Below are 21,030 nucleotides of genomic sequence, written 5' to 3'. Positions count from 1 at the left end.
TTTAAGCCACGAGTGCCAGCCTGAAAGAGTTCTAACCCGCCCTGCATGTAGAGTTCAAAAAGACTGTCGTGGAGCTGCTTCTGGCTTTGAATTAGCTTGTCGCTCCGTTAGCAAGAACTGCTGCAGATACAGCTAGCATCAGTGCTTTATGCCTCATCGCGGTCACTTTTTTTCATTTAAAATTGATGCCAGTGCAGCTTGCCCACCAGCAGTGTTACCTCGTCTTAAGTCAACAACATCCCGACCCAACTGAAGTAATGTGGCAATGTTCTCAGGCTGCTCTTTTCGCATTTGATTGATCAATTTACGGAATTTTTGAGGTGTAAGGTCTTCAGCAAAATCTTTGATAAGTTTTTTAGCTACGAGGTCCGTTACCATTGCGACCCCGCACATTTCTTGGATGTAGCCAACAACGAGCGACTTTTGCGTCGGTGTTATGTTGCCATCTAATTTTGCCAAATACAGCAAGCAATCCACTACTGACATGTGGCGATTAATGAATTCATCCACCTTCTTGTAATCAGAGGCTGCATAGGCTTCCGTCAGATAGTGATCTATGTCGTCAATGCACTCCCCAGTCTCTAAATCCACCACGCCCTCCATGCGACTTGTAACGAAAGAGCGATTTGCTTTCCGATAGTTGCAAAAGCCTAGAACGAGATGATCATTATCTAGCCATGACACGAAAGCTTTGGTGCGTATCTGCCTATTTGTTATTGCCCCATTACTGTCAGTGTAGCTGAAACCAAGCTTAACATCGCATCTGAATGGGTTCCCTCCGAGATTGTAAACCGAGCCCTCCCAAGCGTCCTGATCTGGAAATCCAAACGAATCACTTGAACTAGATGGCTTTTCAGTTTGATTGGTTGGGGCGGATTTGGTGAGCGCATCAGAAGGCGCATTGTCACCAACAGATATTGTCAATGGCACATCATCATATCGTATGCCGTCTTTGCACGTATAATTGAGCGGGATAACAAACTTATATGGCTCGCCCGATAATCGCTCTACGCCCTCCATCTGTGAGACCATGACTTCTATGAGTTTATCTTCTGGCAGCGAACCCAAAATCTCTGCTTGTTTTTCGTTCATGTTAGGTTTGATGCTATCCAGAAGCAATTTGGCAAGATTCCGCTGTACTTCGTCATATAGAACATCAAGGTCATTGGCTGCCGTTTGCGTTTTTTCGCTGAAATTTGGAACTTCAACGTCTTGTTCAGTGGATATGCGAAACCCACCGATTGCCTTGCCTCGTCCGTCCTGATTAGTGCTATAAAACTCTAGGATGGCTGGTTCGTTTTTTGTGATGATGACGTTGTAAATTCCAGACTTACGGCAAGAGGTTAGTGCCTTTGCAATCGCTGCATTAGCATCCCCCCTAAATTCTCGGACATCATGAAGATATCCAGACTTCCGAAAGATGGTAATTGTCCAGAGACTAGCCCCTGCGAGCTGTGCGTCATTAAGTAAGTTATCAATATTAGATGCGGCGCCTTTTATCTCTGCATCGCCCTGAGAGTTCGCAATTATAGCGTAGCATATAAGAGCCACGATCATGAAAATTACAGCGCCAATCTCCATGTTACCCTCTCAGCCGCCTCAGATTATTTAAAGCAGAGTCAGATCTCTGCAAACGCTATTAAACTTTGCATCACCTTATCCGTTGAACGACAGCATTCAAGCTGCGAATTAGTCACACCCAAGATACGCTCAGCTTCTGCTGACAAAGCTACTAAAGGTTTTGCCCACTCCTCAAACTCGTCCTTCTCTTGTGACAGTGCCCGATAAGTTAGAGGGCAAAGCCCTAACATCAATAACGGGTCCCCTTTCGCCGCCCACAAGCGGGGTTTAGGCGGGACTTGTGAATTGTGAGGCTGCTTGGAGCGCTACAAAAGGTTTGAGATTTCCTATGGGAAATTTTCTGCGCACCAGATTGAACCCTGCCGAGAGCCGAGAGAGCCTCGTCGAGCGTCGATCCAACATTTCCTATAGGCAGGCCGCCTACAGCCGACTTCGAGGCTCTCTGGGGCTTATTCGGGCTTTAGGCGTCGCTCAGCCAGTCTAGCGCGGAGACCTTTTTGGTTTTCTGATGGGTCGTCTTCCGCTCACGGCTTTTGGTCAGCTCATCGGTCGCCAGAATGTTGGACGTGTGACCGTAAAACGCTTCAAGCATCGCGACCGACGTCCCCATATTCTTTGCAAGAATGTACTGGTTGACGCCCTCGTGAAGGCGGAACGTCGCGTAGGTGTGACGTAGGGAGTAAAGCGACCGCCGCTGACCGAAGCTGTCGGTCTCGACCCCAGCCTCTTGGATCAGGGTTGCGAAGGACTTCTTGAACGAGCCGATTGGAACCCCATCGATCCCGCAAAACACATAGCTGTCCAGCGGAACCTCTTTCAGACCGCAAATGTCGGATCGTTCGTCGGTCAGGTCGGCTTTGCGTAGGGTCAGAATGCGCTCAAAATGCTTCTTTGTTTCCGAGGTTCGCGCGACCACCTCACGCTTGCCCGTCTTGCCGCTAACGGTGAGGGCGAGGTTGGTGACGGGCTTGGCAGCTTCCTGGCCTTCAACATCGGCTACCTGCCTCTCGTCACCCTTGATGTGAATCTTGTGAAGGTCGCGCCACTTCAGAGTTCTGGCTTCACCGACCCGTATCCCCGTGTTGGCGAGAATCAGAACGTAGTTCCTCAACATTTCTCGATCACGCAGAACCGAACCGTGACAGCCCTTACGGCGGTTGCGCATGAAGGCGGTGAGCTTCGCCCAGTCTTCTGAATTGAAGTGAGGTCGGCGTCCTTGCTCGCCAACGACCTTGGGGAACGTCGGTATCTTGTCTGCGTAGCCTTGCTCGACTGCCCAATTCAGGAAGGTGCGAAGGTCGGCAAAGATGCGCTTCACCGTGTTGGGTGACAGCCGAACCTTTTTGGAGCCCTCAGTGAGTTTGCTGACCATCCTTGAGATCAGTGCAGTATCAAGCTCGTCAAACGTTTTGCCATGAAAGACAGGGATCAACCGCTCAGCCAAAAGGATCTTATAGTGGATCGATAGCCGCTCGCGGTCGGGCTCAAGCTGGGCGACGTAAGCCTTCAATCCGTCGCTGATTCGTTTGGAGTGGAGCTTGCCGCCACCCAAAACCCTGACCAGCGACTGATTGTAGAGATCTTCCGCCGCTTTATAGGCTTCGTACTCGTCCGTGGTCTTGCTGGATTGCCATACATAGCCCTTAGCACCTGGGATCTTGAGGCGGATGAACCACGTCGGTTTTTTGTATTCCGCTCGGCGGTAAAGATAGATTGCTCCATCCTTGAACGTCTTGCTGTCGAGAACCTTGGGTGCTGCTCGACGCTTCGTGCTCGGCGGTGTGTCATCCACGTCCATAAACGCCCCTCAAAAACGACTAAATCCGTTTATGATCCGTTTATAGGTTTTTTGGGGTTAGTCCCGAAAGGACTATTTTGTAAGTCCTTGATTTTCCTAGGAAAACTGGAGCGGGCGAAGGGATTCGAACCCTCGACCCCAACCTTGGCAAGGTTGTGCTCTACCCCTGAGCTACGCCCGCTCTGGCGGTCAGGCATTGAAATCCTGACGGGTGAGGCGCGCCGTTAGCATGGGGTATATCCCCCCGCAAGCTCCAAATGCCGCCTTTTTACGAAAACGGGGTAAAGCCTGTCTTGTGAAAGCTATCGCTTTGCCCACATAGGGGACGAATCGAATCCTAAAGATTGGAGAATGACCTTGGCGACGATGGGCCTGACCACCGACGAACAAAAAGCCGTTGAGCAATTCCGGACCGACGTTGTCGCGCCGTCGATGGAGCAGTTGGTGATCCTTGATTTCTGGGCCGAATGGTGCGGACCGTGCAAGCAACTGACGCCGATTTTGGAAAAGATCGCGGCGGAATATGCAGACCGCGGCGTGATACTGGTTAAGGTCAATGTCGACGAGAACAAGTTTATCGCCGCGCAATTTCAGGTGCGGTCCATTCCAACGGTTTATGCCATATTCCAAGGGCAGCCCGTTGCCGACCTGTCGCCGGCACGCACGGAGCCGCTATTGCGCCAAATGCTTGACCAATTGTTGGAGAAGCTGCCGATCACCGCTGGCGATGCCATTATCGACCCAGCCGCAACATTGGCACCGCTTGTGGCAGAGGCCGAGGCCCTTTTGGTGCAAGACGGCGCGGAACAGGCTTACGCCCTGTTTGCCGAAGTGCTTTCGGTATTGCCCGAACATCCTGCCGCTTTGTCTGGGCTTATCCGGGCACTGACCGCTTTGGGGCGTCAAGAGGAGGCGCAGGCTATTTTTGACAGCCTAAGCGCGGAACTGCGTACCGACCCAGCGCTGGAAAAGGCGGGATCGGTATTGAGCATAGCAGCTGCGGCTGTTCCCCCTGAAGAACTGGCCGGATTGAAAGCCGCCGTTGCGGCGTCACCCGATGACCTTGCCCTGCGCATGGAACTTGCCAATGCCCTGATGGCAGCGGGCGACCGCGATGGTGCCGCCGAGGCGTTGTTACATAGCATCGCGGCGGACCGAGAATGGAATGACGGCGCAGCCAAGGCGCGGCTCCTCGAAATATTTGCTTTAATTGGATTGGAAGACTCATGGGTAGCAGCGACACGCCGAAAATTGTCAGCGATCCTGTTCGGATGACCACGCAGCGCATTTCGATTTTCCCGCTCACCGGCGCGATTATTTTCCCGAGCATGCAACTGCCGCTGCATATATTTGAACCGCGCTATCGCGATCTGGTGAGCGATTCGCTGGCCCGTGACCGCAAGATCGGTATCATCCAGCCCAAGGGGCAGGGCAATCAACCCCCCTTGTTCAACATTGGCTGCCTTGCACGGATTCACGATGTGGAGGCGTTGGACGACGGTCGATACAATATCATCCTTGAAGGTGTGCAACGCTTTTCGGTGATTAATGAATTGAATGTGACCACCAGCTTTCGCCAAGTTGAGGCCGAATTGTGGGACGAAGATGAAATGGGCGAAACGCTGTCATTGGCCGAACGCGCTTCCATTGAAATTGAATCGCGCCGCTTTGCCGATTCGCAAGGGTACAGCGTCGATTGGGCGGCGGTGTCGCAGCTGGACGATTATTCTCTGGTGAATGCCATTGCCCAAATCGCGCCGTTCGATTTTGCGGCCAAGCAGGCCTTGTTGGAAGCGCGTGGGCTATCCGACCGTGCAGACATTATTGTGCAGTTAATGCAGTTTTTCGGACGCCATGACGGGTCCGACGACCGCGTCACGCTTCAATAATCAGCCCAGAAAGCTCGACCGCAGGCCGTCGATGACGAATTGCGCGGCCAATGCGGCGAGCAGTACACCCAACAGCCGTGTGATCACGGCTTCGGCATTGGCACCCAGAACGCGCATGATGGGGCCAGCAGCGAGCAGCGCCAAAAGCGTCAGGACCAGCACGGCTCCCAGTGCCGCCAAAACGACGCTAGCGCGGTCAATCCCGCTATTTTGCGACATAAGCAGCATGACCGAGGCAATCGACCCTGGCCCTGCGATCATTGGCATGGCCATAGGGAAAACAGAAACATCCTCAATCTCGGGCGTGTCGATGATTTTCTGCGCGCGTTCCTCGCGGCGTGACGTGCGCTTTTCAAAAACCATGTCGATGGCAATCAGGAACAGCATTATACCGCCTGCAATCCGGAAACTGTTCAATTCAATATGCAACGCGCCCAGCAATCGTTCGCCGAACAACGCAAAAACCAGCAATATGCCCGATGCAACCATCACCGCACGCAACGCCATATTGCGGCGCTGCGCCGCATTGGCGCCCTTGGTCAGGCTGGCATAAATCGGCGCACAACCCGGCGGGTCGATCACGACGAAAAAAGTGATGAAGGCCGAAAGAAACAGTTCAATCATCATTGCGGCGCAACCTGATCACTGACGGCAGTTTCGTTTGCCTCCCCGTTCCAATATGTAACCTCGATACTGCGCGCATTATTGGGTTGGACGACATAGCTGTAGCTCAAGGATTGATCACGCGCGTAGCCGGTTTTTATTGTTGCGGCCTCAGGCCCGGCAGTGCGCGTTGCAAACGCTTGGCCTTTGCAACTGGCGACCGTCGTTTCAATCATCTCTTTCGGCGCACGGGGCACGGTCAGCTTGTCCAAATGGTGTAGCACCCATTTCCATTCCCCGTCACCGCGCGCATTTTTCTCAATAAATTGCCAGACGGTGGTGAAATAGCCGACCGCGCCATCCGGTCTCTCCCACGCGCCAGTCGTTACGCCGGTTTTGCCATCGCAAGACATGACCGCCTTATACGGTTGCCATTTTATCGGCGCGGCCGGGTCTGCCTTGCCCTTCAGCCATTCGAGCGCAAGCGTGGGTTGCGGCACGAACATGACGGCGTCCTTGGCGGCGGTTTCACGAAAAGCGGTCCATTGCCCCTTTTGTTGGGCAAGTTGATTAAAGCCAATGTCTGCCGCAATAATCGCGCTTGGGTTCGCGATTTTGGGCTGAAAATCATAATATTGCCGGCTTGGCGACGCCGCGCAGGCCGAAAGCGCCGCTGTAACAAGAAGGACAGGAAATGCTTTCATCGCGTCATATTCCTTCTGGTGCGGCAACTCCTGCACGGCGGTGTGCGGCAACCAACGTATTGCGCAACAGGCACGCGATGGTCATGGGCCCGACCCCGCCCGGGACGGGGGTTATAGCACCAGCATGGCGTAACGCGTCGTCAAAGGCAACGTCGCCGACCAAGCGTCCTTTGCTTTGGCCCACCTCGGGCAACAAGCGGTTGATGCCAACATCAATCACGACTGCGCCGGGCTTCAACCAATTGCCAGTCACCATCTCGGCCCGGCCAACCGCAGCCACAACAATGTCTGCTCGGCGCACAACGTCTGGCAAATCCTGCGTTCGACTATGTGCGATGGTCACAGTGCAATTTTCTGCCAACAGCAATTGCGCCATGGGCTTACCGACAATGTTCGACCGCCCGATGACGACGGCGTTCTTGCCGGACAGATCGCCCATATGGTCCTTCAGCAGCATCAGGCAGCCAAGCGGGGTACAAGGCACAAATGCCTCCTCACCCACCGCGAGACGCCCCGCATTGACGACATGAAAGCCATCGACATCCTTGCCCGGATCAATCGCGGCGATCACAGCCTTATCATCGATATGCGGCGGCAAGGGCAATTGCACCAATATGCCATCGACGGCGGCATCGGCGTTGAGCGTTTCGACCAGCGCGATGAGTGCGTCTTGCAAAACCGATGCGGGTAGGCGATGTTCGAAGCTGTTCATGCCCGCCTCGACCGTCGCTTTCTTTTTGGAACCCACATAAACTTGACTGGCCGGGTCTTCACCCACCAGCACAACGGCAAGGCCCGGCTTACGGGCCGTTAACGCTATAAAGCTGTCAACGGCAGCGGCCACGCGTTGCCGCAATTGGGCGGCAAATGCCTTACCATCTATGATAACGGCGTTGCTCACAGGCCCGCTGCAGAAATATCATTGGCCACACCCATCAACAGCATCTGCAATATGCGCAGACCGATCAATAACACCATCGGCGAAAAATCGATCATGCCTGTGTCCGGCATGATCTTGCGGATAGGCTTTAAAAACGGGTCAAGAATGACCGAAAGCGCCTGCCAGATGGAGGCGACGATGTTGTTCGACATGCTGACGACATTAAACGAAATCAGCAAGCTCAGGATAAATTGAATGATGACGACGGTGGATAATATCGTCATCAAATATCCGATTATAGAAATAAGCGCGAGAAGCATGAAATTCTCCGAAAAAGTTTGTCGAACCGATTAGCCGAGGCAGCGCGCTGCATCAACTGGTTAAGGTCAGGACATAGTTTACTTGTGAATCAGGGTTCCTGCGCCCTTTACAGTGAACATTTCGATGAGCATGGCATGGCTGGTGCGGCCATCCAGGATTACCGCCGCATCAACGCCGGATTGAACCGCATCAACACATGTCTGGATTTTGGGGATCATCCCGCCGCTAATCGTGCCGTCATTTTGCAACGCGGCAATCGCCGCAGGGTCAAGGTCCGTTAGCAATTCGCCCGACTTGTTCAGTACCCCGGCGACATCGGTCAAAAGGAAAAGCCGCGAGGCCCCCAGCGCGCTCGCCACCGCGCCAGCCATGGTATCGGCGTTGATATTATACGTATGGCCATCTGCGCCAACACCGATCGGCGCGATCACAGGAATCATACCTGCCGCGCTAATCGTATCGATAATGCTGCGGTCAACGGTGGTTGGTTCGCCGACAAAGCCAAGATCGATAATCCGTTCGATATGGCTATCGGGGTCTTTTTGCGTGCGTTCAACCTTGGTGGCGGTAACGAACCCGCCATCCTTGCCCGATATGCCAAGCGCCTTACCACCAGCCGCATTGATCCAGCCGACCAGTTCCTTGTTAATCGCGCCCGACAGCACCATTTCGGCAATCTTTGCGGTTTCGGCGTCGGTCACGCGAAGGCCATCGACAAATTTGCTCTCGACGCCCAATTTCTTCAGCATTGCGCCAATTTGCGGTCCGCCGCCATGGACGACAACGGGGTTGATGCCGACAGCCTTTAACAACACCACATCGTCGGCAAAGTCCCGCGCGAGGCTTGCATCGCCCATCGCATGGCCGCCATATTTGACGACAAAGGTCTTACCTGCATAACGCTGCAAATAGGGCAGCGCCTCGGTAAGTGTTTCGGCCTTGGCGAGATTGATTGGATCAATGGTCATGTGCACCAACTGCTTTGGGGTCTGTGCCATCCAGCTTATGGCCGTAGCTGACAAAGAACGTGATGAGTAACGGCACCATAATCATGCTCAACACCACCTTCGCTAGCATTTGGCCGAACAGCAATTCTGTGATGGGGAACACGCCGTAAAAGGCGATGCTTACGAACAACAAAGTGTCGATAATCTGTGACAGCACCGCAGCGATGGCACCCCGCAATGCGACATATTTTCCCACTATTTTTTTCAGGCGATCGAACAGATAGACGTTAAGCATTTGGGATACGCCATAAGCGATTATACCTGCAAGCCATATGCGCGGCGTCTGCCCCATCATGGTGTTGAACGCATCCAGATATTTTTCGTCCATTTTCGGTGACGGAGGCAATGAAAGCACCAACAACGCGAGCAATATCGACGCAATAAGAGGAATGAAGCCATAGTTTACCAATCGATCCGCAATGGCCTTACCATGCAAGGCTGCTACCGAGCTGGAAAGGATGACCAGCAAAAGAAACGGAAAAATGCCCGCCTCCACAGCCAGCGGCCCTAAAGAAACCTGTTTATTTCCAAGCACACCGGCAATGCACACCATGCCGCCGTAAATGATTGAAAACATGAAAAGCGATTTCGGGATGCCTCCGCCGGTCGCGTGCAATGTGGTCTGATCAGTCATCCAAAACTGACTAGCGTCTAATTTTATTGGCGCAAGGCTAACGATGGCGCTAGGTCGAACTTGAGAACCATAAATGGCTGTGATGCTGAACGTGTTTCAGCATCTTACTTTCAACGTATCGGAGTAAGACCCTGCAACAAGTTGAGAGTGACGGTTTTCGGGGAAGTTATACATGCAGATTTTAATGAGCATCGCGGGCATGGTCGTCATACTGGCGATTGCAGTTTTGTTGTCGTCCAACCGCCGCGCGATCAAGTTCCGTGTCGTTGGTGCGGCTTTTGCCCTGCAGGCAAGTTTGGCAGCTTTGGTGTTGTACACCTCGTGGGGCAAGGTTGCATTGAATGCTGCGTCGACTGGCGTATCGAATTTGCTCGGTTACTCGGCCAAAGGCACGCAGTTCATCTTTGGCCCGTTAGCGTCCCCTGAAATTGGCGGCAACAGCTTTGCCATCGCTGCTTTGCCAGTGATCATCTTTTTCGCGTCGCTGATTTCCATCCTTTATTATCTCGGCATCATGCAATATGTGATCCGCTGGATAGGCGGCGGTTTGCAGAAAATGACGGGCATTTCAAAAGTGGAAAGCCTGTGTGCCGCCGCGAATATCTTTGTTGGTCAATCGGAATCGCCCTTGGTCATTCGGCCATATCTGGCCGCCCTGAAGCCTGAACAATTATTTTGCGTCATGACCGTTGGCATGGCGGGCGTGGCAGGGACGATATTGGCGGCTTATGCCTCAATGGGCATCCGCATTGATTATCTGCTTGCCGCCGCATTCATGTCGGCGCCGGGCGGCATATTGATGGCGAAAATCATGATGCCCGATGTTCCGCCAGTCGCAGTGGCAGAGGGCGACCCCACATTGGCCAACCCGCATCCCGATGATGAACCCGAAATGGCGCATGACGATGCGGATGAAAAACCTGCGAACATCATCATGGCCGCTGCGCAAGGTGCGCAAACCGGCGTTAAGCTGGCAGTAGCCGTGGGTGCCATGGTCCTTGCCTTTGTCGCCTTGGTTGCATTGGCCAACGGCATTTTGGGCGGCATTGGCGGATGGTTCGGCCTGCCAGGTTTAAGTTTTCAGCAGATTGTCGGCTATGTATTTGCGCCGATCATGTTCCTGCTTGGTGTGCCATGGAGTGAGGCTATTCAAGCGGGTGGATTATTCGGCACCAAGATTGTCCTGAACGAATTTGTGGCTTTCATTGATTTGGGCGCACTCAAGCAATTGTCCGCACCAACCGTCGGCATCGTCACCTTCGCCTTGTGCGGATTTGCCAATTTCAGTTCCATCGCGATTCAGATGGCGGTCACAGGCAGCCTAGCGCCGAATCAACGTCCCATGATTGCGAAGCTTGGGCTCAAGGCTCTTGCCGCAGGGTCGCTGTCGAACCTGATGAGTGCTGCGCTGGCGGGGCTGTTCCTGTCGCTCACGTAGGATCAGGACCTCATCCGTTTTCGCCAGCCGCGCGCTTGAGTTCATACAGCAAATCGAGCGCGGCCCTCGGGCTAAGTGCGTCGATGTCGAGATCGGTAAGTTTCTCACGCAAGGCATCAACCTTCGCCTCAGCGGCGTCGATAGCGGCGCTGAACAATGGCAAATCACCCAGCCCTGCCGCAAGGCCACCAGTTTCGGCGCGCCCTTTTTCCAGCTTACCCAGAACGGAACTTGCGCGCGCCACCACCTGTGGCGGAAGACCGGCAAGCTTTGCCACGGCAATGCCATAGCTTCGGTCTGCGGGTCCATCGGCAAGCTCGTGCAACAGCACCAGGTCGCCCTTATACTCCTTTGCGCGCACATGGTGCAGCGACAACGCATCAAGGCTGTCCGCCAACCGCGTCAATTCGTGATAATGCGTCGCGAACAGGCATCGGCAACGATTGGTTTCATGAATGCCCTCCACCACGGCCCAGGCAATGGCAAGGCCATCATAAGTCGAGGTGCCGCGCCCAACCTCATCCAATACAACAAAGCTGCGTTCCGTCGCTTGGGCAAGAATGGCGGCGGTTTCGACCATTTCAACCATGAAGGTTGACCGGCCGCGCGCCAAATTGTCCGACGCGCCAACGCGGCTGAACAATCGGTCGACCAGGCCAAGCCGCGCAGAGGTTGCGGGCACATAGCTGCCGGCCTGCGCCAACAAAATAATCAACGCATTTTGTCGCAAAAAGGTAGACTTACCGCCCATGTTCGGGCCGCTGACCAGCCATAACCGCTTTTCCGGCGACAGCTTGCAGTCATTGGCGATGAACCGATTGCCTGACTTTGCCAGCGCGCTTTCGACAACGGGATGACGTCCGCCTTCGATCTCAAGGCAGGGATGCGCGACAAAATTTGGGCGGCACCAATTGCTCTGCGCAGCGCGCTCGGCAAGCGCGGCGGACACGTCGATACGCGCCAAGGCGTCCGCGCTTGTGGCAATGGGATCGCGGCGGGACAATATCAGCGTCACCAGCTCTTCCAGATGCGCCGCTTCAGCGACCAAAGCATGGCCGCCGGCTTGCGTGATGCGGACCGCTTCTTCATGCAATTCTGGCGAATTGAACCGCACCGCCCCCGCCATTGTTTGCCGATGGGTGAAGCCTGTACCGGCGGCCATCAACGCATCGCCGTGCTTGGCAGGCACCTCAACAAAATAGCCAAGGACGGCGTTGTGCCGGATTTTCAGCGCGGATATACCCGTCGCATCGCGATAACGCGCTTCCAACTGCGCGATCGCTTGGCGTCCATCGCGCCCCGCCACCCGCAGCATATCCAAAGCGGCGTCATAGCCTTCGGCGATATAGCCGCCTTGCGTGGTGTCGGTGGGCGGTGAAGGCACCAAAGCGCGCGCTAGCAAATCCACCATATGGCCATGGCCATCCAATGCGGGCAGAAGTTGATCGAGCAGCTCCGGACGGTCGGCCATTGCGCCCAAACGCTCGCGCAAAGCCCGCGCCGCATCCAACCCGTCGCGAATCTGGCCTAAGTCCCTTGGGCTGCCCCGCCCCGCCACAACACGGCCAAGTGCGCGCGCAATATCGGGCAGTTGCCGCAATGCCGTGCGCACAGCTTCGCGGGTCAGCGGCGCATCATGGAACCATTGCACCAATGACAAACGCGCATCGATTTTCGCTTTGTCCATGAGGGGTGCAGCAAGATCATTGGCCAATTGCCGCGCACCTGCCCCTGTGATCGTGCGGTCAACCTCAGCCAGCAAAGATCCCGTGCGCCCACCTTTGCTCGCACTGTTTATCTCCAGACTGTCGCGCGTGGCCTGATCAATCAAAAGATGTTCATGCACCTCGCGGCGGACCGGGAGCTTTAGGAACGGCATTTTGCCCTGTCCGGCATGCGCGAGATAGGAAATCAGGCCACCAGCCGCCGCTTGTTCGGCCCGTGTGACAGGGCCAATGCTATCAAGCGTAGCGAGCGCAAAATGCTGCCGCAACAGATCGCTACCAACAATGCTGTCAAAATCTGCCCGTGGCCGTATGATGGCACCTTGCAGGTCTGCGAACCCGTCGGGCACCACCAACTCGCTGGCAGAAAGCCGCGCCAACTCTGCTTCAAGCGCGCCACCCGTCACCGTGACCAGTTCAAAATAGCCTGTCGAAATATCAGCGGCGGCTATCCCAAAAAACTCTCCAACCTGCGCAACTGCCACGAGCATGTTGGACGCCCAGCTATCCAGCAGACTATCCTCAGTCAGCGTCCCTGCGGTGACAAACCGCACAATGTCGCGCGTGACCAATGTCTTTCCACCACGCGCCTTGGCTTGGTCAGGGCTTTCCGTCTGTTCGGCAATCGCGACACGATGCCCCGCCTTAATCAACCGCGCCAAATACCCTTCGGCGGCATGGACAGGCACACCGCACATCGGGATTGGCTTGCCATCATGTTCCCCGCGCGACGTCAAAGCGATGTCCAGCGTCGCTGCTGCCGCGCGTGCATCATCAAAGAAGAGTTCAAAAAAATCACCCATGCGATAGAACAGCAGGCAATCGCCCGCCTTTGCCTTCAAGCCAAGATATTGCACCATCATGGGTGTCGGTGTGTTATCCCCCGCCATGCACAATGCGTTAGCGAAGCCCGTCGGGCGGGGCAATGCTTGCCCTTGCGTCAGCAGCGCGTTAGGGCTTAAAAATTGATGATAAATGGTGAGGGCCAAGAATGAACGATAGCGACGTCCAAATCACCCCGCAGGAAGCGCTCGATTTCCATTCGCAGGGACGCCCCGGCAAAATTGAAATCGTGGCGACCAAGCCCATGGCGACACAGCGGGACCTTAGTCTTGCCTATTCGCCCGGCGTCGCTGTGCCGGTGCAGGCCATTTATGATGATCCCGCCACGGCTTATGATTACACCGCCAAAGGCAATCTGGTCGCGGTCATCTCAAATGGCACCGCTATTCTTGGAATGGGTAATTTGGGGGCCTTGGCATCAAAGCCAGTGATGGAAGGCAAGGCAGTCTTGTTCAAACGCTTCGCCGATGTCGACTCCATCGACATTGAAGTGAACACCGAAGATGCGCAGCGCTTCATTGACGCGGTTGAATTGTTGGAACCGACCTTTGGCGGCATCAATTTGGAAGATATAGCCGCGCCTGATTGCTTCATCATTGAACAAACATTGAAAGAGCGGATGAACATCCCCGTGTTTCATGATGATCAACATGGCACCGCGATCATTGCCGCCGCCGGGTTAATCAACGCGTGCGAGCTTACCGGAAAATCGCTGCGAGACATTAAGGTTGTTTGCAACGGCGCTGGCGCTGCGGCAATTGCCTGCACGGAACTGATCAAGGGCATGGGCGTGCCGCATAACAATGTCATCATGTGCGACCGGAAAGGTGTCATCTATCAGGGCCGGACAGAAGGCATGGATCAGTGGAAATCCGCACATGCCGCAAAGACCAGCGCGCGCACCCTTGCAGAAGCGATTGTTGGCGCGGATGTGTTTCTGGGGCTTTCGGCGGCAAACGCCTTGAGCGCCGATATGGTGAAATCCATGGCGGATCAACCAATCATTTTTGCTATGGCGAACCCCGATCCGGAAATCTCTCCGCCTGTGGCGCGTGCGGCGCGGCCCGATGCGATTATTGCAACGGGTCGGTCAGATTTCCCCAATCAGGTCAACAATGTGCTATGCTTCCCGTTCCTGTTCCGCGGGGCGCTGGATGTGCGGGCGACCACCATTAATGAGCCGATGAAGATTGCCGCCTCACACGCGCTGGCGCAATTGGCGCGCGAGACTGTGCCCGAAGAGGTCGCGGCGGCTTATGGTGGCCTGATGCACAAATTTGGCCGGGATTATATCATTCCATCGCCGTTCGACCCGCGGCTGATGGAAATTGTCGCCTCTGCTGTGGCCAAGGCCGCGATGGATTCGGGCGTTGCGCAAAGGCCGATTGCCGATATGCAGGCCTATCGCGCCAGCCTACGCGCGCGGCAAAATCCGACGACATCTGCGCTCACGCAGGTTTATGCGGCGGCACGCGCGAAACCCAAGCGCGTGATTTTTGCCGAGGCCGAAGAAGATGTCGTCGTCCGCGCCGCCGTCCAGTTCAAACAGGATGGCTATGGCATTCCGGTTTTGATTGGCCGCGATGCCCGCGTGACGGAGAAGCTGATTGAGCTGGGTGCGAACCCCGATGATTATGAAATCCACAACAGCGCCACAAGCCCACTTGTCGATAAAATGGTCGACCGGCTGTATAACCGCTTGCAACGACGCGGTTATCTGCGCCGCGATATTCAGCGGATGGTCAACCGTGATCGCAATATCTTTGGCGCGTTGCTGCTGCAAATGGATCAGGCCGATGCCATGATCACGGGCGTCACCCGCACCTTTGGCCAGACGCTGCGCGAGCTGCGCCGCGTGCTTGACGCGAAAAAGGATGCGGTCCCCTTTGGTATTCACGTCATGGTCGGCAAAACGCATACGGTGTTTATTGCCGATACCACCGTTAACGAGCGCCCAAGCGCCGAGGAACTCGCGCATATCGCCGAGAAAACCGCCGTCGTCGCCCGCCGCATGGGTCATGTGCCGCGCGTTGCGTTTCTGTCCTTTTCAACATTTGGTAATCCCGCGGGCAATTGGCTCAACAATATCCGCGATGCGGTTGCCATACTTGACGCACGTCGGCCCGATTTCGAATATGAAGGCGACATGCCGCCCGATGTGGCGTTGAACCCGGCGCTGATGAAAAACTATCCGTTCTGTCGCCTGTCCGGCCCCGCAAATGTTCTAATCATGCCCGGGCTTCAGTCCGCGAACCTTTCGGCCAAGTTGCTGCGCGAATTGGGTGGGGATCAGGTCATTGGCCCCATGTTGCTAGGCATTGAGCGCCAAGTGCAAGTGGCAACCATGGCATCAAGCACGAGTGATTTGGTAACGCTCGCGGTGCTGGCGGCTGCGGGGATTGCGGATTAGGTATGTGACGTCGGTTCAGGCGGCTTGCAAGTTGCCATTATGGGGTGGTCGTGGCTTTGTGCGAACCAAAACGCTTTGAATGTTCGCACAAAGCTATCCAACATCGTCATGCTGAACTTGGTTCAGTATCCATGTCGCCTAACAAACCGAAAATCTCGACGGGTCGATAGACCCTGAAACAAGTTCAGGGTGACGAAGATTTTATAAGACGAGGTCATTCCGGGACATCAATTGGATGGCGCTGCCCCTTACCTAGTTTACTTTTAATTCGGACCGTTCGGCGACGCGCCTTGACCGCCACCAGCGCCAACGGCACCAATATTACCGAAAATTTCTTCGAAGAAGCTCGTGTCCCGACCCAATGTTGGCGTTTTGTCACCAATCGGGCTGATGTTCGAAATCAATTCCGTTCCTGTTTGGGAAATCGACGCGACATTGCCGGCGGAGTCAAAACGGACCTTTAGCACATATTGCTTATCGGCCTTTGGCTGCGCAAACGCCAGTTGCCGTGCGTCACGCGAATAATAATACCAGTCATTCTGATCAAATTGGCCAACAAAGGTTGGGCGGCCAAGCGATGCCTGAACCGATTCCTTGTTATCGACGCCCGGCTGAACCGAATTCAGCAAAGTTTGATCACCAATATACCCCTGATGCGAGCGCAACCGCGTGCATCCAGTGGACAGGGTCAATGCGGCAATCAATGTTGCAAGACCGGCTATTTGCGACGCACGCATAAACTTCTCCGCTAATCCACTAAACTTGGGCCTTTGCCATTGCATCCTTAAGGCGCAATATCAATATGCAATCCCAGATGAACGTCCGATGAGTAAGGATATAAGCGCCGTTATGACATTATTGAAACGACTTTTCGGCAACGGGCAACCTGACCCGAAAATAAAGCTTGTCCCTTTATATAACCAAATTGTTGCTAAGGCACGCGAACCGCATTGGTATGTCGAAGGCCAAGTTCCCGACAGCCTTGATGGCAGGTTCGACATGGTGGCAACGATTCTGTCTCTCGTGCTTTTGCGGCTTGAAGAGAGCAAGGCCTATGCCCTTGATATGGCGCGGATGACGGAGGTTTTTATCGACGACATGGACGGTCAGCTGCGCGAAGTCGGCATTGGCGACATGATTGTCGGAAAGCATATCGGTCAGATCATGAGCGCCCTTGGCGGTAGGGTCGGCGCGCTGCGCAATGCGATGGACGATCACAGCGTCCTTGACGATGCCCTGGTCCGCAACATCTATCGCAGCGTTACACCATCGCCAGAGGCGCTTGCGCATACACGTCAGGGCGTGCTTGATATCAAACGGGCACTTGGCGCACAATTGCCGGATAACTTGGTGGAGGGCGACGCCAGATGGTGACCGCAAATGAGTTCAGCCATGTCATCAAGCTTTCTGAAGTAGGCAGCCATAGCCGCAATATCCAACTGTCGGCGGATGCGGCAGCACGCGCCGGCCTGATGGCGCGCTTTGATCTGGCTGCGCTGGATTCGCTAAAGGCGGAGATTTCGCTGGCGCATGATGCCAAAGGCGTGGTGGCAACTGGCCGTTTCACCGCTGAACTAGCGCAATTTTGCATTGCATCGCATGATCCTGTCCTAGCGAAAATGGATGAGGTGGTGCATATCCGTTTCATCACCGAACCCGTTATGAGCGGCGAAGTTGAGCTGGAGTTGGAAGCGGACGATTGCGACACGATGTTCCACGATGGCCAAACTTTTGATCTGGGCGAGGCAGTGGCCCAATCGCTTGGCCTTGCGCTTAACCCTTATCCGCGCAGTCCGGAGGCGGAGAAAATGCTCAAGGCCGCAGGTGTAAAGAGCGAGGAAGATGTGGCCCCGACTGGCGCGATGGCTGGCCTTAAGGACTTATTGGCGAAAAAATGATAAGCGCACGCCATGTTTGATGTGCAACTGCGCCGGTTGGTCAACCCTGTGCTTATCCGCATGGCGGGTTGGATCACGGAGACACGCATTTCGGCAAATATGATGACGATCAGCGGCGCAGGGCTTGCGCTTGCCGCTGCTTTTTTTGTCACTCAGTCACATTTCGCGGCGGCCTTGGGCTTTATCCTGCTGAACCGGATTTTCGACGGGTTGGACGGCGCAATGGCCCGTATCAACGGACCGACAGAGTTCGGGGGCTATCTCGACACCATCTGCGATTATGTTTTCTATCTGTCTATTCCGGTGGCGTTCGGGTTGATGAACGCTGCCAACCAAATACCCGCTTTGCTGCTGATCGCCAGCTTCACTCTTACAGCTGTTAGCTTTCTGGCATTTGCTGCCATTGCCGCGCGCCAGACATCCGACGACGGCGCGCATGGGCCAAAGGCATTTATCTATTCCACCGGATTGATGGAGGGCGCGGAGACCATCGCTTTTTTTGCGCTGTTTTGCCTGTTCCCAGACTTTTTCCCGACGCTGGCGATTGTGTTCGCTGCATTGTGCCTGCTGACCGTTTTGCAGCGTATTTTGCGCGCCGCAAAAAGCTTACATTAACCGCGCTGCCAACGGAACCAGCGTTCGGCCCATTTCAACAAGCCGTCAGGCTTGCGTGCAAGGCCAAATTGCCCCGCCGCATATTTGTTCGCTTCCGCCCATGTGGGATATGGGTGAATGGTCTGGAGGATGCTGCGCAAGCCCATTTTGTGCTTCATGGCAAAGGTGACCTCAGCGAGAATTTCGCCTGCATTCTGACCTATGATCGTCGCGCCCAATATCCGGTCGCTGCCCTTTGCCGTCAGGATTTTCACAAAACCATGCGCCTCGCCGTCGGCAATTGCGCGGTCAAGGTCATCCAGATCGTAGCGCGTGCTATCAAAGGCAAGGCCCTGCGCTTCGGCCTCAGCTTGCGTTAGGCCCACGGCCGCCAACTCAGGCACGGTATAGGTCACGCGCGGCAGCACGCGGTAATCGGTGCGGTATTTTTTGAAAGGCCGCGCAAGCGCATTCACGCTGGCATACCAGGCCTCATGACTGCCGCCATGGGTAAGCTGCTGACGCCCCGCCACATCGCCCGCGCATAAGATATGCGGCATGTTGGTGCGCAAAAATGCGTCGTTTTCCATCCGCCCATCGACGATCAGCCCAAGTTCTTCCAAACCAAAGCCCGCGACGCGGGGCTTGCGGCCAACCGCAATGATGATGTCGTCATACGCAATTTCTACCGCGCCGTCCGGCCCCGCCACACATAGCGCCTTATCCGCTTCAAAACGCACGGCGCGATGGTTGTTAAGAATCGACACGCCCTCGCCTTTAAGAGCTGCTGTGACCAATGCTGCGGCGTCTGCGTCTTCCTTTAACAGCAAACGTTCGGCCATTTCGATTATGGTGACATTCGATCCAAGCCGCTGAAATGCCTGCGCCAGTTCACAGCCGATCGGCCCGCCGCCCAAGATCACAAGCCTGCCCGGCGCGGCGGACCGCGTGGCCATGGCGTCCCACAAAGTTTCGCTGGTCAGATATCCGCTATCCTCAACACCGGGTAGCGGGGGAATAAGCGGCGCTGCGCCTGTGGCGATGATGAACGCCTTCGCCGTCATCCGCCGTGCGCCGTCAATCTCGACGGTCCATGGGTCGATGAAGCGCGCGTAACCCTTCACACAGTCAACCCCAAGGCCCGTAAAGCGTTCAACGCTATCATGTGGTTCAATGGCGGTGATGACGTCCCGCACGCGGCGCATGACCGCAGGAAAGTCGACAACAGGCGCGCCAACGTCAATACCAAAGCGCGCGGCATCGGCAATCTGGTGCGCGACCTTTGCGCTTTTAATCAGCGCTTTTGACGGCACGCATCCGGTGTTCAGGCAATCCCCGCCCATCTCATGCGCTTCGATCAACGTCACCTTGGCCTTCACCATTGCCGCGATATAGGCCGACACGAGGCCAGCAGAGCCTGCGCCAATGACGATAAGATTGCGGTCGAACCGCCGGGGTTTTTGCCAGCGCTTAGCCACGGCTGCGCGTAACCAAGGCGACAATGGCCTTTGCCGCCCAGGGGAATAATGCGAGCGCGACAAAAGACGCGATCAGCGTTGGCGACAATAGACCAGAGGTGCTCTCGATACGGCTAATCTGCGTGCCTGCGTTTACGAACACAATGGTCGCAGGCAACATGCCCAATTGGCTGACCCAGAAAAATGTCCGCGTTTTTATACGCGTCAGGCCCATTAAAAGATTGATCACGAAAAACGGAAATACAGGGATCAGGCGCAGCGTGAAGAGATAGAAAGCGCCATCCTTTTCCAAGCCATCGTCAATCGCGCGCAGGCGTTCGCCAAATTTGCCCTGCACCCATTCGCGTAAGACAAAGCGCGCGCTCAGAAATGCCAATGTCGCCCCCATGGTGGAGGCAAAGGAAACGATGATCGTGCCAACCACCACACCGAACAACGCGCCCGCAACAAGGGTCATAATCGCCGCACCGGGAATCGAAAGGCCCGTCACTGCGACATACAGGGTAAAGAACCCAGCTATGTATAGAACAGGCTTCGCGTCCTTCGCGGCGACGATATCTGCTTGGCTGGCCTTGAAGCTTTCAAGGCTCAAAATCTGGCCAAGATCGAAAACGAAATAGGCGACAATCGCGCCAAGCAGAACAAGCACTAAGATTGCTTTTTTAACCATAGCCCCTGCTAAATGCCCCCGCACGTGCGATCAAAAAGGTACGTCGTCGTCAAGGTCATTGTCAAAGTCGCCACCGCCAAAGCCGCCCGAACTTCCACTTCCGCCGCCGCTGCCGCCGCCTGCACCCCAGTTGTTGCCGCCTGACGCGCCACCAGATGATGCGCCACCGCCGCTCCAGCCTTCGCCGCCGCCTGAACCGCCCTTGGGACCATCAAGCATCACCAGCTTGCCATCAAAACCGGCAACCGAAACTTCGGTGGTGTAACGGTCATTGCCTGAGGCATCCTGCCATTTACGCGTACGCAACTGGCCTTCGATGTACACCTTGCTGCCTTTTTTCAAGAAGCGCTCAGCCACGCCGACAAGGCCGTCCGAATTGAGCACAACACTGTGCCATTCGGTGCGTTCCTTTTTCTCGCCCGTGGTGCGGTCTTTCCAATCTTCCGACGTTGCGATGCGCAAATTGCAGATGCGTCCGCCGTTCTGGAATGATTTGACCTCAGGATCCGCGCCCAAATTGCCAACGATGATGACTTTATTGACGCTTCCCGCCATGTT

General features: G+C 55.2%; 20 protein-coding genes and 1 tRNA gene. 7 read left to right on the top strand and 14 right to left on the bottom strand.

What is annotated here, in order from left to right:
• Positions 1-162 precede the first annotated feature (162 nt).
• The 3 genes from Q0N43_RS09525 to Q0N43_RS09515 form a co-directional block, all read right to left on the bottom strand.
• Positions 163-1,581 (bottom strand): hypothetical protein, encoded by a 1,419-nt coding sequence (locus Q0N43_RS09525; protein ID WP_295445767.1) that lies wholly within the window; start codon positions 1,579-1,581, stop codon positions 163-165.
• A gap of 460 nt (positions 1,582-2,041) precedes the next feature.
• Positions 2,042-3,379: a tyrosine-type recombinase/integrase gene (locus tag Q0N43_RS09520; protein ID WP_295445764.1), complete on the bottom strand. Its 1,338-nt coding sequence runs from the start codon at positions 3,377-3,379 to the stop codon at positions 2,042-2,044.
• Between the two features lie 106 nt (positions 3,380-3,485).
• Positions 3,486-3,560, bottom strand: a tRNA-Gly gene (locus tag Q0N43_RS09515).
• A gap of 170 nt (positions 3,561-3,730) precedes the next feature.
• Between Q0N43_RS09515 and Q0N43_RS09510 the strand changes: the two genes are divergently transcribed.
• The gene (locus Q0N43_RS09510) at positions 3,731-4,654 is read left to right on the top strand and encodes a tetratricopeptide repeat protein (protein ID WP_295445762.1); all 924 of its coding nucleotides are present in this window, start codon (positions 3,731-3,733) and stop codon (positions 4,652-4,654) included.
• Entirely contained in the window at positions 4,651-5,268 is a 618-nt protein-coding gene (locus Q0N43_RS09505) for an LON peptidase substrate-binding domain-containing protein (protein WP_295445771.1), read from the top strand. Before Q0N43_RS09510 ends, Q0N43_RS09505 begins: the two co-directional genes overlap by 4 nt.
• Here the strand turns inward: Q0N43_RS09505 and Q0N43_RS09500 are convergent, their stop codons facing one another.
• The 6 genes from Q0N43_RS09500 to Q0N43_RS09475 form a co-directional block, all read right to left on the bottom strand.
• Positions 5,269-5,892, bottom strand: a complete 624-nt coding sequence (locus tag Q0N43_RS09500) for a MarC family protein (protein WP_295445759.1) — start codon at positions 5,890-5,892, stop codon at positions 5,269-5,271.
• Complete coding sequence (locus Q0N43_RS09495) at positions 5,892-6,575, bottom strand: hypothetical protein (protein ID WP_295445757.1); 684 nt, start codon at positions 6,573-6,575, stop codon at positions 5,892-5,894. The genes Q0N43_RS09500 and Q0N43_RS09495 overlap by 1 nt, the downstream gene beginning before the upstream one ends.
• 4 nt (positions 6,576-6,579) lie before the next feature.
• Positions 6,580-7,476 (bottom strand): bifunctional methylenetetrahydrofolate dehydrogenase/methenyltetrahydrofolate cyclohydrolase FolD, encoded by an 897-nt coding sequence (folD, locus tag Q0N43_RS09490; RefSeq protein ID WP_295445755.1) that lies wholly within the window; start codon positions 7,474-7,476, stop codon positions 6,580-6,582.
• Positions 7,473-7,739 (bottom strand): YggT family protein, encoded by a 267-nt coding sequence (locus tag Q0N43_RS09485; RefSeq protein WP_295445753.1) that lies wholly within the window; start codon positions 7,737-7,739, stop codon positions 7,473-7,475. The genes folD and Q0N43_RS09485 overlap by 4 nt, the downstream gene beginning before the upstream one ends.
• 114 nt (positions 7,740-7,853) lie before the next feature.
• Positions 7,854-8,744, bottom strand: a complete 891-nt coding sequence (gene argB, locus Q0N43_RS09480) for an acetylglutamate kinase (protein WP_295445751.1) — start codon at positions 8,742-8,744, stop codon at positions 7,854-7,856.
• Positions 8,734-9,417, bottom strand: coding sequence for a queuosine precursor transporter (locus Q0N43_RS09475; protein WP_295445749.1), 684 nt, complete (start codon positions 9,415-9,417; stop codon positions 8,734-8,736). Before Q0N43_RS09475 ends, argB begins: the two co-directional genes overlap by 11 nt.
• Positions 9,418-9,589: 172 nt before the next feature.
• Here Q0N43_RS09475 and Q0N43_RS09470 point away from each other — a divergent pair, with 172 nt between their 5' ends.
• Positions 9,590-10,855 (top strand): NupC/NupG family nucleoside CNT transporter, encoded by a 1,266-nt coding sequence (locus Q0N43_RS09470; RefSeq protein WP_295445747.1) that lies wholly within the window; start codon positions 9,590-9,592, stop codon positions 10,853-10,855.
• A gap of 10 nt (positions 10,856-10,865) precedes the next feature.
• On the opposite strand, the gene mutS is transcribed toward Q0N43_RS09470, so the two are convergent.
• Positions 10,866-13,469: a DNA mismatch repair protein MutS gene (gene mutS, locus Q0N43_RS09465; protein WP_295445745.1), complete on the bottom strand. Its 2,604-nt coding sequence runs from the start codon at positions 13,467-13,469 to the stop codon at positions 10,866-10,868.
• Positions 13,470-13,570: 101 nt separating this feature from the next.
• Here mutS and Q0N43_RS09460 point away from each other — a divergent pair, with 101 nt between their 5' ends.
• On the top strand, positions 13,571-15,832 hold the full coding sequence (locus tag Q0N43_RS09460) for an NADP-dependent malic enzyme (RefSeq protein ID WP_295445743.1): 2,262 nt from the start codon (positions 13,571-13,573) through the stop codon (positions 15,830-15,832).
• Positions 15,833-16,095: 263 nt separating this feature from the next.
• Here Q0N43_RS09460 and bamE read toward each other — a convergent pair whose 3' ends face one another.
• Positions 16,096-16,569, bottom strand: coding sequence for an outer membrane protein assembly factor BamE (gene bamE / locus Q0N43_RS09455; RefSeq protein ID WP_295445741.1), 474 nt, complete (start codon positions 16,567-16,569; stop codon positions 16,096-16,098).
• An 88-nt stretch (positions 16,570-16,657) separates the two neighbouring features.
• On the opposite strand from bamE, the gene Q0N43_RS09450 reads away from it, so the two are divergent.
• The 3 genes from Q0N43_RS09450 to Q0N43_RS09440 are packed head-to-tail and all read left to right on the top strand — an operon-like array spanning position 16,658 to position 18,345.
• On the top strand, positions 16,658-17,206 hold the full coding sequence (locus Q0N43_RS09450; protein ID WP_295445739.1) for a ubiquinol-cytochrome C chaperone family protein: 549 nt from the start codon (positions 16,658-16,660) through the stop codon (positions 17,204-17,206).
• A complete protein-coding gene (locus Q0N43_RS09445) occupies positions 17,200-17,730 on the top strand; it encodes a DUF177 domain-containing protein (RefSeq protein ID WP_295445737.1) in 531 nt (176 codons plus the stop codon). Before Q0N43_RS09450 ends, Q0N43_RS09445 begins: the two co-directional genes overlap by 7 nt.
• Before the next feature lie 12 nt (positions 17,731-17,742).
• Positions 17,743-18,345, top strand: a complete 603-nt coding sequence (locus Q0N43_RS09440) for a CDP-alcohol phosphatidyltransferase family protein (RefSeq protein ID WP_295445735.1) — start codon at positions 17,743-17,745, stop codon at positions 18,343-18,345.
• Here Q0N43_RS09440 and Q0N43_RS09435 read toward each other — a convergent pair.
• Genes Q0N43_RS09435 through ssb form a run of 3 tightly spaced genes read right to left on the bottom strand, consistent with a single transcriptional unit; the run spans position 18,342 to position 21,027 of the window.
• On the bottom strand, positions 18,342-19,802 hold the full coding sequence (locus Q0N43_RS09435) for an FAD-dependent oxidoreductase (protein ID WP_295445733.1): 1,461 nt from the start codon (positions 19,800-19,802) through the stop codon (positions 18,342-18,344). The two genes, Q0N43_RS09440 and Q0N43_RS09435, sit on opposite strands and share 4 nt — an antisense overlap.
• On the bottom strand, positions 19,795-20,472 hold the full coding sequence (locus Q0N43_RS09430) for a TVP38/TMEM64 family protein (protein ID WP_295445731.1): 678 nt from the start codon (positions 20,470-20,472) through the stop codon (positions 19,795-19,797). The genes Q0N43_RS09435 and Q0N43_RS09430 overlap by 8 nt, the downstream gene beginning before the upstream one ends.
• A gap of 30 nt (positions 20,473-20,502) precedes the next feature.
• Positions 20,503-21,027: a single-stranded DNA-binding protein gene (gene ssb / locus Q0N43_RS09425; protein WP_295445729.1), complete on the bottom strand. Its 525-nt coding sequence runs from the start codon at positions 21,025-21,027 to the stop codon at positions 20,503-20,505.
• Positions 21,028-21,030: the final 3 nt, after the last annotated feature.

The organism is Sphingorhabdus sp. EL138 (assembly GCF_945882965.1).
Taxonomy (GTDB): Bacteria; Pseudomonadota; Alphaproteobacteria; order Sphingomonadales; family Sphingomonadaceae; genus Sphingorhabdus_B.
Note: the sequence above shows the minus strand (reverse complement) of the source record. Positions and strands in the feature narration are given on the sequence as shown.

What these genes read in the sequence shown, in the direction of transcription:
- Q0N43_RS09525 (WP_295445767.1), bottom strand. Translation starts at nt 1,581, where the DNA reads ATGGAGATTGGCGCTGTAATTTTCATGATCGTGGCTCTTATATGCTAC.
- Q0N43_RS09520 (WP_295445764.1), bottom strand. Translation starts at nt 3,379, where the DNA reads ATGGACGTGGATGACACACCGCCGAGCACGAAGCGTCGAGCAGCACCC.
- Q0N43_RS09510 (WP_295445762.1), top strand. Translation starts at nt 3,731, where the DNA reads ATGACCTTGGCGACGATGGGCCTGACCACCGACGAACAAAAAGCCGTT.
- Q0N43_RS09505 (WP_295445771.1), top strand. Translation starts at nt 4,651, where the DNA reads ATGACCACGCAGCGCATTTCGATTTTCCCGCTCACCGGCGCGATTATT.
- Q0N43_RS09500 (WP_295445759.1), bottom strand. Translation starts at nt 5,892, where the DNA reads ATGATTGAACTGTTTCTTTCGGCCTTCATCACTTTTTTCGTCGTGATC.
- Q0N43_RS09495 (WP_295445757.1), bottom strand. Translation starts at nt 6,575, where the DNA reads ATGAAAGCATTTCCTGTCCTTCTTGTTACAGCGGCGCTTTCGGCCTGC.
- Q0N43_RS09485 (WP_295445753.1), bottom strand. Translation starts at nt 7,739, where the DNA reads ATGACGATATTATCCACCGTCGTCATCATTCAATTTATCCTGAGCTTG.
- argB (WP_295445751.1), bottom strand. Translation starts at nt 8,744, where the DNA reads ATGACCATTGATCCAATCAATCTCGCCAAGGCCGAAACACTTACCGAG.
- Q0N43_RS09475 (WP_295445749.1), bottom strand. Translation starts at nt 9,417, where the DNA reads ATGACTGATCAGACCACATTGCACGCGACCGGCGGAGGCATCCCGAAA.
- Q0N43_RS09470 (WP_295445747.1), top strand. Translation starts at nt 9,590, where the DNA reads ATGCAGATTTTAATGAGCATCGCGGGCATGGTCGTCATACTGGCGATT.
- mutS (WP_295445745.1), bottom strand. Translation starts at nt 13,469, where the DNA reads ATGGCGGGGGATAACACACCGACACCCATGATGGTGCAATATCTTGGC.
- Q0N43_RS09460 (WP_295445743.1), top strand. Translation starts at nt 13,571, where the DNA reads ATGAACGATAGCGACGTCCAAATCACCCCGCAGGAAGCGCTCGATTTC.
- bamE (WP_295445741.1), bottom strand. Translation starts at nt 16,569, where the DNA reads ATGCGTGCGTCGCAAATAGCCGGTCTTGCAACATTGATTGCCGCATTG.
- Q0N43_RS09450 (WP_295445739.1), top strand. Translation starts at nt 16,658, where the DNA reads ATGAGTAAGGATATAAGCGCCGTTATGACATTATTGAAACGACTTTTC.
- Q0N43_RS09445 (WP_295445737.1), top strand. Translation starts at nt 17,200, where the DNA reads ATGGTGACCGCAAATGAGTTCAGCCATGTCATCAAGCTTTCTGAAGTA.
- Q0N43_RS09440 (WP_295445735.1), top strand. Translation starts at nt 17,743, where the DNA reads ATGTTTGATGTGCAACTGCGCCGGTTGGTCAACCCTGTGCTTATCCGC.
- Q0N43_RS09430 (WP_295445731.1), bottom strand. Translation starts at nt 20,472, where the DNA reads ATGGTTAAAAAAGCAATCTTAGTGCTTGTTCTGCTTGGCGCGATTGTC.
- ssb (WP_295445729.1), bottom strand. Translation starts at nt 21,027, where the DNA reads ATGGCGGGAAGCGTCAATAAAGTCATCATCGTTGGCAATTTGGGCGCG.